General features: G+C 39.8%; 12 protein-coding genes. 2 read left to right on the top strand and 10 right to left on the bottom strand.

The window, feature by feature from the left end:
• Positions 1 to 999 (top strand): hypothetical protein (locus R7044_RS23630; protein WP_225455832.1); only part of this gene is annotated, 999 nt, incomplete at its 5' end.
• On the opposite strand, the gene R7044_RS28655 is transcribed toward R7044_RS23630, so the two are convergent.
• From R7044_RS28655 to R7044_RS23590, 10 genes are all read right to left on the bottom strand, one after another.
• The gene (locus R7044_RS28655) at positions 996 to 1,367 is read right to left on the bottom strand and encodes an RDD family protein (RefSeq protein WP_025767057.1); all 372 of its coding nucleotides are present in this window, start codon (positions 1,365 to 1,367) and stop codon (positions 996 to 998) included. The two genes, R7044_RS23630 and R7044_RS28655, sit on opposite strands and share 4 nt — an antisense overlap.
• Positions 1,364 to 4,387, bottom strand: coding sequence for a hypothetical protein (locus tag R7044_RS23625; RefSeq protein WP_203347281.1), 3,024 nt, complete (start codon positions 4,385 to 4,387; stop codon positions 1,364 to 1,366). Before R7044_RS23625 ends, R7044_RS28655 begins: the two co-directional genes overlap by 4 nt.
• Complete coding sequence (locus R7044_RS23620; protein ID WP_025634882.1) at positions 4,387 to 4,653, bottom strand: hypothetical protein; 267 nt, start codon at positions 4,651 to 4,653, stop codon at positions 4,387 to 4,389. Before R7044_RS23620 ends, R7044_RS23625 begins: the two co-directional genes overlap by 1 nt.
• Positions 4,654 to 4,656: 3 nt before the next feature.
• Positions 4,657 to 5,844, bottom strand: coding sequence for a hypothetical protein (locus R7044_RS23615; protein ID WP_025634881.1), 1,188 nt, complete (start codon positions 5,842 to 5,844; stop codon positions 4,657 to 4,659).
• A 7-nt stretch (positions 5,845 to 5,851) separates the two neighbouring features.
• Positions 5,852 to 6,541: an HNH endonuclease gene (locus R7044_RS23610; protein WP_025634880.1), complete on the bottom strand. Its 690-nt coding sequence runs from the start codon at positions 6,539 to 6,541 to the stop codon at positions 5,852 to 5,854.
• Between the two features lie 1,246 nt (positions 6,542 to 7,787).
• On the bottom strand, positions 7,788 to 7,961 hold the full coding sequence (locus R7044_RS28650) for an HNH endonuclease (RefSeq protein ID WP_140050538.1): 174 nt from the start codon (positions 7,959 to 7,961) through the stop codon (positions 7,788 to 7,790).
• Positions 7,962 to 8,288: 327 nt separating this feature from the next.
• A complete protein-coding gene (locus R7044_RS23605) occupies positions 8,289 to 8,531 on the bottom strand; it encodes a hypothetical protein (RefSeq protein ID WP_025767062.1) in 243 nt (80 codons plus the stop codon).
• Positions 8,532 to 8,541: 10 nt separating this feature from the next.
• The gene (locus R7044_RS23600) at positions 8,542 to 8,925 is read right to left on the bottom strand and encodes a hypothetical protein (protein ID WP_025767063.1); all 384 of its coding nucleotides are present in this window, start codon (positions 8,923 to 8,925) and stop codon (positions 8,542 to 8,544) included.
• 127 nt (positions 8,926 to 9,052) lie between these two features.
• Positions 9,053 to 9,655, bottom strand: coding sequence for a hypothetical protein (locus R7044_RS23595; RefSeq protein ID WP_140050539.1), 603 nt, complete (start codon positions 9,653 to 9,655; stop codon positions 9,053 to 9,055).
• 100 nt (positions 9,656 to 9,755) lie between these two features.
• A complete protein-coding gene (locus R7044_RS23590) occupies positions 9,756 to 10,061 on the bottom strand; it encodes a hypothetical protein (RefSeq protein WP_169567642.1) in 306 nt (101 codons plus the stop codon).
• Positions 10,062 to 10,625: 564 nt separating this feature from the next.
• Here R7044_RS23590 and R7044_RS23585 point away from each other — a divergent pair.
• A partial coding sequence (locus R7044_RS23585) for a transposase (protein WP_206937396.1) occupies positions 10,626 to 10,876 on the top strand: 251 nt, incomplete at its 3' end.

Here is a 10,876-nt window from a genome sequence, read left to right as displayed (position 1 = left end):
CGCGGCTGCAACCCTGCTTGCTCAAAATCTATTCAAACATGGTTGTGCTTTGGGGAAATTATGAGGGGATCCCTCAGTATTTCGCCTGAGTCCGAAGAATCAGATTTTAATACCTTTATTTATCACAGAGCGCTCCCTTCTACTGGAACTGATTCAACTAATCCAAAGTCAACTTCAACACGAACGCCCAGTGTACGGCATGGAGAGAGTAAGTTAGAAAGGCTGTATTATCATTTATTAACCGACACACTATCAAATTGGCATTTCTCCGGAAAATCTATGTCGGCTGAACAGCACTTATTCAAACTTAAGAGGTCTGCCAATAAAATCCTCTTTGGAAGTAGTACTCTTGATAAATACATATTTATCGGACCAACAGGTTTGAGATACGCTTTTTCAAAACTCTATCGTAAAACCGGGGCTGGGTGGAAAGGCCCTGGACGCCCACAAGCATTTTGCATGTTCATCACCAATACTATTGAGTTAAAAGAACATTCTTTAGTAATTGATGACACGTGTCTGTCGTTTACCCGTTTGGTGAGCCCTTTAGCCAAATCGGCACTTAAAGAAGTGGAAGGACCTTATTTCGTCTTAGCAACCTTATGCCAAATGCACTCAGAAAGAATTAAGCTACACACCGTTTACATCCAACCAATCGTTTCATTGACAAATCAGGTACCTATTACTTCATCATTTGAACGCAAGGTTTTTACCGCACTAATATCTAAAATCGATAATGGCTCAAAACGTTACAGTATTCAGAAAATACTAACCACTCAGATGCAAAGAAACACTTCGGACTACTCCACGCCGAGCTTTATCTTGCAACTGAAGAATAATCATGGAAAAGTGATTTACCGGAGTATGGTTCAAATTGACGATTCGATTTATAACTTAGATAGATTTAGTCGCTCACCCATTTCTCTATGGCGTGTTAACCACTCAATGACAATATCCCCTGATGAGCCAATAGATATTGCCACAGAAAAGATTCTTTAAACTATACGAGTTTTGACGTTACTCGAGCTCATCCGGTCAGACAGAGATCGACGTTTAGGGAAAACAACTATCAAGAACAAAATCGGCACCGTTAAGCAAATTAGAGTACCGAACAAACGATACACATAAGTAGAAACCTCAACGTTCTCACCTTCTTTTCCTTGCACCTGAAGTTTGAATATTTTTTCCCCTAACGTCCTCTTCAAAAGTATGTATTGGCCCATCATCGTAAAGAAAAAGAACACATAGAAATAACCTATGCTTTGGATAGTCAACGCATTTAGTTCAAAGACGTAAAACTCTAAAATACCGAATAATAAGCTAATCAAACAATAGTCGGTTACAAATGCCAAAAATCTCTTTATCACGTACCAACTCCGTTTAATAAAATATGTTCTTTAACCCTATTGATACAATCAATGTAAACATCTTTGTCAGTCATATCATCGACTTCACCCTTCTTCTTGATGAGTGCTTTCATATCTGGGAACGACAAAACCTGTCCTAATGCAATATTCAATTCATCATAAGGTACTGAGTCACCTAATGCCTCTTTTACTTTTCTTCTGACATGAACATCTTCGGCATCACTTGCTAATGACCATACTAAGCCAGGAGGTAACACCGATACGATAGGTTGAATAATTGGCGCTTGTATTTTCTTCAGCTTACCTATGTACAAGATTCCGCGCCCCATGCCATTTAAAATTCCAGCTTTACCGACATACGATTCTATAGATTCAAACTCATCATCTGTTAGCTTAAACTGTTCCTTAATCACCCGTTCTGTACCTACACCTGGGATGTTGCAAATGAAGGTATTAGTAGCCAAGTCGCGAATAGATGGAGGGAAAGCTTCGTACATCTGTGTCAATAAAGTGATGATCTCACGATACTTACGCGCTGTTTTTACTTCTTTATCAAAGTTTTCATCTAACTCAGGACATTGAGCCTGTTCGTATTCGTCTTGGAAGTAATACTTGGGTAAAGGCTTTTTCGCTCGAGCAATTCGAAGTGCACGCTTATAAAACACAGGATCTGCATCATTTTTTACATCATCTTCATGTACCCAGAAATGCCTTTGAGCTAGACCTTTTGCAAGAATAAACCATGCATTTTTCATCGCTGCTGGGGCGGAATCTACAACTGGTTTAGCGTTTACAAACAGCATTGAAAGGTCAGAGTAATCTACCATCGGATATGAGCCTAAAATTGCGCTATATCGATCTGTCATCAGCTGCACTGAAGCACCAATTAGGTCCAGTAGTTTTTCTCCTCCAACTTTGAAAGAACCCATAGCGCTTTGCTGTTCAGCCGACTTTACCTCTTTGGGTAAGTCAGAGATCAGCGGCCAAATATACCTATGAGCTATTTTTGACAATCTTAGGAAATATTGTCGTTGAGCGTTAGATATACCTTCTTCATTCGATGCTTTGTATAGGGCATTACGGGCGTTTAGGTAGCTGTACGACGACTCGCTCTTTAAATGTTTTTGTACAAGATGGTGAGCAAGCTCTTTCTGTATTTTATCGACGCCGGGTTGCGAAGGGTCAATTTTCCTAGGCTGTGAAATAGCCTTTGCTACCATACTGTCAATTATTGCTGAAACACAGTTATCAAGTTGTACGTGGATTGGCTGTTTCGAGCCACCATTGACTATCTTAGTAACAAAAGCAGTCGCAGTGTTGTTCTCCGGCTTAGCCAATTTATTGTAACCATATTGTGGCTCAAGCATGTTGTAAGCGCTTGTCTTTTCATTGGCAAGACTGATTGCCCCTACTTTAGCTCTATCCTCTTTCTTCAGGTTTGCCCTAACAGTTTCGGCAGTGAATAATATTGACTCACCATAGTCGACCCCCGCAATAAGAGGCAACGATGTCGTTCCAGCTAAGAAATGCATTGCCCTGGTTAATACACCAGCTTGAACTGACTTACCAGAACCCATAGATCCACTAACTAAATTCAAGTGATGTGACTGTGTTGAATCAAAGTCAATAGGCCATGGCTTGCCATCAGGTGTGATATAGAGCAATACGCCGGAGTCCCACGGCGAGGCAGGACGTATGATTGGAGCGGACGAGAAGGCTGTTTCAATACTGTCATTACTCGCTCTCCCAACAGGCCTTGAGCTATAGCCAGGTAAAGAGGATAAAAGGCCCTCTATAGGAAATGAGCACATACGTTGCCTTTCCCCTCCCCAACCTCTAAGTGCACTTTGTACGGCTTTGAAACGTGTATTAGTTTCCGTTTCGTTATCACCCCAAACAGTCACCGACATATAACACTCTACTGCACACCCTCCTTCTTGAATGAACTTTGTTGTCTTATTACAGGCTTTCAGAATTTCACTTGATATTGGGTTAGTTTTAGCAACGAATGTGGTGAGACTCGATTTAGTCATTTTAGAGGTTTGTATACTTTGGGAGCCAGAAACCAGAGTGTACGATATACGCATAGGAACATCTCTGTTAACTCGGTTTATAAAACTCCTCATTAACATAGGCTCATCCCCGACTAAGTAACGCTCAAGCGTGGTATAGCAGTGACCATTGAAAAACTTAAAGTCAGGTCTTTTAGCATCCTCAAAAGGCTGTTCTACTATCTGCGAATGTATGGAGCTATGCCCAATCTCATCAGTATCAACCTTGTAGGTATGATTGCTCATTATTTTAGGAGATGATTCTTGTCGTGTGGATGGTTTCCAACGGTCCTGGTTTTCAAAGTCTCGGTATAGAAGATCTCTGATTTCCTTTAATGCACGATGAGACTCTAGTTTTTCGAATAGAACGTACTCAGAAAAAATATTAGTCATTTCTGTAACAAAAGAACGATGCTGGTCGTAAATCTGCATCGTTTCTACCCAGTGATTCTGGGTCTTAGAGCTACTGCTTAAACTGTGACCATATTCATCTGCCAATTTTTTTCTATTTTCATTACCCTCTTTGATGTTTGGTCTATCAAGAGTTTGGGGTGTCGTAGTCAATACAATATAGGTCATCTCTGGCTTAATTAGCTGAGAAATGAGGCTCTTTTCAGTCTTGTTTAACTTCTCATTTTGGTAGCCCATCGTTTTTGATACAGAGTCCACTGTATTAAGACACTTGTTCACAAAGCTCTCAGAACGACTTGAATCAATATCGATAACAAAATCTATTCTGTTTCCACTGTCTGTAAAATTTTGTCGAGCTCTACTTGCCATAAAGTCAAGTATGGCAAGCTCCTGCTTATTTGAGTAGAACCTGTAAGCCCCGTTCAACTTTAGTAGGGTAACCATTGAACCATCGTGAGTTAGCAGTGAGTGAGGGTCAATGCTTGATGTTGTTTCTAATTGACAAATCTCATAGGGTTTATAGGCGATTAGATTCGCTAAAAATGAAAGAGCTCCCATTAGATAGTTAACCTCTTTACTTTCTTCGCAATAACTGGTTGAGTATCCACTCTTCTTGTAGATAGGGCTGTGATTAATTCACTCATTTGAGCTTTCTTATCCGCATCATCTAGCTGTTCAATTTGATCTAGTTTAATGACATCCTGTACCCCAAACGAGTTATGAAACTGTGAGTTAAGCTTTCCGAACACATTCAAATCTTGAAGCTTTTTGTATGTCTCGGGCATTTGACCATCTGAGAAAATTTCTAGCGGTTCAATTTCCATTTTCTACACTCCGATATCTGGCATTGCGCCAAATTTTTCTGCAATAATATTGGCTTTTTTTACATCTTGGCTACTTAACCAAACCCTTGCCGCACCGACACCAAACCCACCGCCGACGAAACCTGCTTTCATAAACGCTTCCGCAAGTTTGGAGCAAATAATCCTGTCATATGCTCTGAGGTACACTCCCAGGCCAGTAGCTTGTTTTTGACTTCCTAAGTGGACTTTATCGGCTAAGGCACACCAAATATTTTCACTGACCACACCTTTAGAGTAACTATATCTATTTTTTGATAGGTCTATTTCAGGCCTTACATCCAACTTACCAGCATTAGTTTTCAGGCCTCCCAAAATTTCAACCTCACAGTAACGTAAAATATCAATAACCTCTGGAAGAGCAGCCCATATTCTCGTTGTAGATTTCACACCTTCGATTCCAAAGGTAAAACTTTGAGCTCGCTTTGGGTCGATAGACTTTACTTTGATATTTAGAATTGCAGCAGTATTTTTATGGAGGTTCTTTAAACCTATTATGACTTTTTCTGTATCAGGGAGTAGTACTTTGTTTTTATATCCAGCAACAATTGGCCCATCGCTACTAAACGTAAATTCTTCCCAATTGTTATCCAAAGGAAAGTTTTGATTCATTAAGTATTCGAAATGCGCAACCCTTGGTAAGGTATAATGATAGATCTTTCCGTTTGCAGACTTTACAGTACCTTGGAATGACTGATACGCATCATTTAATGCCGCTTTAGCTGAAGCGTCTGCGAGTTCACTTATATTTAGTAGTTCAGAAGGTAGGAACCCTTGTGATTCCAGGTATTGTGGGATTTCACCACCAAGGCGATATCGAAGGTAGTCCGGATTAAGTTCGAATTTACCCTGTAGATCTGCAGCAATTGACTGAACTAGCTTTGCTAAATGTTGAATACCTTCAATATCTTTTTTAACATTCAACTCCCTCATTATCTGTTGTAAAGACAACCTTAAATATTGCGACGAACGTAGGTTAGGTACTTTGTAGAGGGCTTCTTTTTGAAATATAGAGTGTTGAATGTTAGTTACCCAAATTGTAGACATCTCCAAATCAGAATAGGAACTAAACTCCTTCACCTTGCCATCGACACAAGAGAATCCACTCCTAGGTTTTTTTTCATCGTTGAATATCGCTACGCCATATGTGTTCATTAATATCCTATCCTTCTAAACTAGAGATATGGTTGTTCACTATTTCTGGCCAATTGTTTGGGTCATAGAAATCTGAAAAGAAGTCTTGGTTCCTACTCCACTCCTCTATCTCTCGAGAAAAGGGATCTGGAGTAAACAGCAACCTTAAATGAGGGTACTTTAACTGACGTTCGGAATACTCTTTGTCATCCATAGCACGAAAGTCTTCAGCTAGTGCCCTAATGTTGGTTATTTTGTACACTTGACTTACTTGCTGCGCCGTAGCAGAAAGGAGCTCGATCCAGAGCCCTGTATCGCGTGCAATACGCAGAAGCGTAGTACCGCATTTTTCTGGACCTTGGATTTTTGCTAAGTAATTTGCAACCCAAGATATTCGAACGTAAGCATTGAGCTCCTCCTGGGTCAAAGAGGGACAAAAAACTAAAGTGGCAAGTTTATTATCTGCAACAAAACCCAGATGTTCACACATATGACATAGAGGGCATTTACACTCAAAGTTAATGATTTCGTTATGTTTGTGATTCCCATCCTTGTGATGAACATGTTGATACTTTTCTGAACGAAAATGGCAATCAGTACATCGATAGTCAACATCTGATAAAAACTCCACCCTTTTTAGTTGAAAGTCTTTATCATCAGATGGTTCTGGTGGTTCTGATAAACGCCATTGATGGCTTCTACTAACACCTATGAACATTACTCACCTATATATGTCATTTGTGGATATTTTACAATACCCCAATTATCATAATAATTGGGATGATTAACAAGGAATAATTTGGAGAGGCGTTAAGTAAGCGCTTATACCAAGATCGAACTGAGTACTTTTCCGATTGATATCTTTATAACGTGGGCAGGTGAACAGTAGAGGATGGCGAGCGATTATGAGTAAAGATGTGGCTTCTTTCTTTTTCTGTTGCTTATAAATACTGATGTTTCGGGTTATCGATTTATGCTACGCCATAGCTGTTTAATAGTGGCATTTGTATGATGCTTGCGGTTAGTAAACCATTTCCGATACAAAACGCCATCGGTCGCACCGATATTACCTTGATTACCTGCTAACCAAGCTCTGTGCAACTCACTTCTAGCAACCAGCCGCCTAAAACTTCTTGGCAAGAAAAGCTGCTCATACCCAACAAAATAGGCTCGCTCGCATATCAGTTTATATACACTTGTCATACAGTTTTCCTTATCCAGTTAATGTTTCTTTTTAGGTTTCAGCAGCGTCTTAACTAGCTTATCTATCTTACGCTTCTGCTTGTACATGGGCGGTTGTATAGGGCAACATCTAAGAGATCACTTAGCTCTCCAACAGCATCACCAGTTTTAGTCGGGTTTACTGACCTTTAAGCACCACCCCCAGTTCTTCTAGTGGCCATACGAGTGTCTAGTTCTTATGTTGAACATGGCTCCCTCTTTGTTATCAAGTTGTTCTGATGGCATTAATCCATTTGAATCGCCTATTTTGACAGTTGTCATAAGCATGTAGGTGTAATTCAATACCTTTTACACAATCTAGTTGTTTACAATCTCATTTTTTGCCGTTTTTTCCGTAGATAAAACCATACACTGCAGTAATAAAAGCGAAAATGAAGAACCACATTAAATTTTCATTCTCGATTAGAGTTTCTAGAGAAAAATCTAGGACAAATCGGACTAAGAAATAGGCACTAGCAAGGGCTGAAACGTTAGTAATAAAGTCCGCGAACTTCCGGTGGTTAGGTTTTGGTTCTGGCATGTTTTTTCCAATGTTGATTACAGCCCATGTCTAGGGCTGTATTTGTACTGTTTCTCTGCTCGCTTTCTTAAGCAAACAGCCTCAAAAAAGTCACTTGTGCTACTAAGGTACTTTTGCTTATTACCCACTCCGATGTAGGCGACAAAGTAGCCATTGATCTGTTTCACTCCAGTCACACCAGTTTTGTTGCGGCGACTTCTAGCTAAATTTCTCTGAGCAACGCAGTTGTCCCCCTACGTAAATTGCTCCATTTATCATTTAGAGAATCACCATCTTTATGATCGATGATGAAATCAGGAAAATGACCAGTCATTATTGACCAAGCGATTTGACCAGATGTGTACTCTTTACCGTCAATGACAATTCTGCGCCACACGTTGCCTTTCTTCCGCTTGACGCATCCCGCAACTAGATTAGCTCGGCGGCCTCTGCCCAACTTTTTCCACTGGATGATGCCACTATCAGGGTCATAGGTGAGTTGGTTTCTAATCTAAGTTACTAATTCCAATACTATCTTCCAACGTTAAATTCGCTCTAAAACTGGCAACTGAAATGAGCCAGTTGCGCTTTGTAACCAAGCACGATGTATCTGAGTGCGAGCAAGTAGCTTCCTAACCAATTTGGGGACTTCTTTTTTGGCTTTATCGGCTTGGTTATATGACCAGATCTGCAATGGCTCGTAACTATCTCTATCCAGCAGGAACTACTCTTTATATCCAACTTTATTGGGATTTCTATTACCAAATCTCTTTCTAGCCAACCACATCCCTAAGAACTGGAGTACGACAATCAAGATCATCACTGAAAAAGCCATTTCACGATTAATAACGCCAACGAAAAGTAACACTAGACTTAATACAAAACCGATGACAATTGCTTGTAAATGGTGCTTATGTAAAGAGGTTCCTTTAGGTTGCCAATATCTAGCTAATATATTGTCTAACATAAGGTGTTACCTACATCTTGATGAGAGCGTTAAAGAATAGTTCTCCATCAGTGAAAGCATCTTGCAACGTCAAACCGTATGCTCTGTGCATCCATGCGGATTTCAGGACTGATAGCCTACACTTAACTTGAAATTCTGCTTCTTCTTTATCTAAATTTGGATACCCAGCAACCCCCAATAATAGGTCATGTATGCGCTGATTAGATTGGCTCAACTTGATTATAATTGAAGGAGTAGTGATATAGTTTAGTTTCTCTTTAGATACCTCAGTTAGCTCCAACTCTGTAGCAATCACATCAAACCATAAGGTAACTTGTTGTACGCAGATGGAGCTATCGGCATTTGTATATTCACTCAGGCTATCACTAATTTCTTTAGCTAATACTATTTTCATTTCTTGTTAGTCCTTGGTCGTTGTCTTAACTTTTTCTTTAAGGTCTGCGTTCTTATTTTTGAAGCATTTTTACGGTTCTAAAAGGTAAATCTAAGGTTTTTATGAGCTAATATGTTCCCTATCCTAATTAACCTACTTTTTTAGCTAAAGACTTTGCCAGTCCCTCGTTAACAAATGATTTCCAATTTTCTTTAGTTAGTTCTGCCTCGACAACTTCTTCTTCGACTAGCGAAATGATGATTTCTCGATTAATTAGGTTTGTAGCCATGTCTAAATCATGTAAACGAAGGAACGATGTTACACCCCACAGCTTATCTGAATGAAGTTCCAAGCTATCAGGTAGACCCATAAGAGCAGCGAAAGCAAAATCACCTTGTCTTAATCCCCTGCAATGCAAAACCATCATATCTTCAAATCCAAGATAGATTGCTTCTAATGGTTTATCCTCATCATCGTTTGGCTTTAGATGAACTAACCATTTATCCTGATGGACATCAACTAAGTGATTCATCCCTTCATAGTTTTGTAAACCTCGAAGGTTATTGGACATGAGCACACCGTAAACCAACTTTAGTTTTAAATGATCATCATTTAATGGTGTGTCAGGGTTTAGCACACCCTCCTCTCCACGATCTAGAATAGGTAACTCAGCAGCATCTACCAAAACAGCTAAATCTTTTTCGGTATGGGGCATCTGCCATACTGCATATTGCATTTCATTCTTTGACAAAGTTTGCACTCCAAGTTGTTATTACTACTTCTATCAAAGGCACTCAAATCAACCTGTTAAATGCCTTTTGCACAAGTTCGATTTTTCCAATACTCTCAAGTTACTTAGTGAGTGGGATAGAATTTGAATCCATAAAAGAATCAACCTGTTTAACCAAGTCTACTGCTGTCGGCTCTGTCTCTAACGTTGACCGAAGTTTGTTGATTGTTGAAACGCACTCCTGATTAACTTTGAGAGTAATTTCACCTAGGTTGTTAATGTTGGAGTCACAAGCCAATTCCAACTTTGCATCAAGTAAACTTAGCGCAATAGAATGACCTAATTCGATTACCATTTCTTCTTGAGTCGTTGCTTGAGCTTGCAAGGAAAGAGCAGCTAAGATCGTAGCTACTAACTGTATTTTCATATTTTCGATTTTCCCATTACTTCAGCGACAAAAAATCGCCTGTGTATTCATAGTTGACAAGCGCATGTAAATCTCGCCTATGAGAAGGCGTTGCTTCTTCTTTAGCTTGCTCATAAAACCACTTTCCCGCACCATAAAGATCATTGTTGATGTCTAGCCACGATACATCATATTAATTACCATCTTTTTTGTTGATGGAATCAAGACGCTCGTTCCAAGTTCAACCATCTACATGCTTCACCAAAGAACGCATGTTTTCCTTAGATTTTTCAGTTAATTCAAAAGCGAATGGGTTAGAGGTGTTTGATAGTTTATCTAATTCAAGGTCATCTCTAGTTTCAGTCTTACTCCTGTTTTAGTCTCCTATTTTTAAAAGTTCAGCGTTCACATACTGCCATGTTGTTGAGTTAAACCAGTTAATCGGATCTATTTCCCTGTCTGGAACCAACCAATGAAAACCATCTTTTAATGCTTCTTTGTCTAGGCAATACTTATTATTATCTAAGAACCTATCCCAAAAGGAATTGTCAGATAATACATAATGATAATTTATGAGGGCAACGTATGGCAGGTAATAAGTGGCAAATCAGTGATGAACTCTGGGAGAAAATGGCTCCTCTCATCCCGGAACATAGAACTCAACACCCGCTGGGTACGCACCGCAAGCGGGTTGATAATCGCGCTGCAATGAACGCCATTTTCTTCGTACTCAGGACGGGTTGCCAGTGGAATGCGCTAAATGCCACCGGTATATGCTCGTCAAGCTCTGCTCATCGCCGATTTCAGGAGTGGCGGGATGCTGGCGTATTTGAACG

Source organism: Vibrio sp. 1402 (genome assembly GCF_033340275.1).
The sequence above is the reverse complement of the archived record's forward strand: the minus strand, read 5'-3'. Positions and strand labels throughout refer to the sequence as shown.

Bases quoted from the DNA above. Each gene is read 5' to 3' on its own strand.
- R7044_RS23625 (WP_203347281.1), bottom strand. From the start codon at position 4,387: ATGGGAGCTCTTTCATTTTTAGCGAATCTAATCGCCTATAAACCCTAT.
- R7044_RS23620 (WP_025634882.1), bottom strand. From the start codon at position 4,653: ATGGAAATTGAACCGCTAGAAATTTTCTCAGATGGTCAAATGCCCGAG.
- R7044_RS23615 (WP_025634881.1), bottom strand. From the start codon at position 5,844: ATGAACACATATGGCGTAGCGATATTCAACGATGAAAAAAAACCTAGG.
- R7044_RS23610 (WP_025634880.1), bottom strand. From the start codon at position 6,541: ATGTTCATAGGTGTTAGTAGAAGCCATCAATGGCGTTTATCAGAACCA.
- R7044_RS23605 (WP_025767062.1), bottom strand. From the start codon at position 8,531: ATGTTAGACAATATATTAGCTAGATATTGGCAACCTAAAGGAACCTCT.
- R7044_RS23600 (WP_025767063.1), bottom strand. From the start codon at position 8,925: ATGAAAATAGTATTAGCTAAAGAAATTAGTGATAGCCTGAGTGAATAT.
- R7044_RS23590 (WP_169567642.1), bottom strand. From the start codon at position 10,061: ATGAAAATACAGTTAGTAGCTACGATCTTAGCTGCTCTTTCCTTGCAA.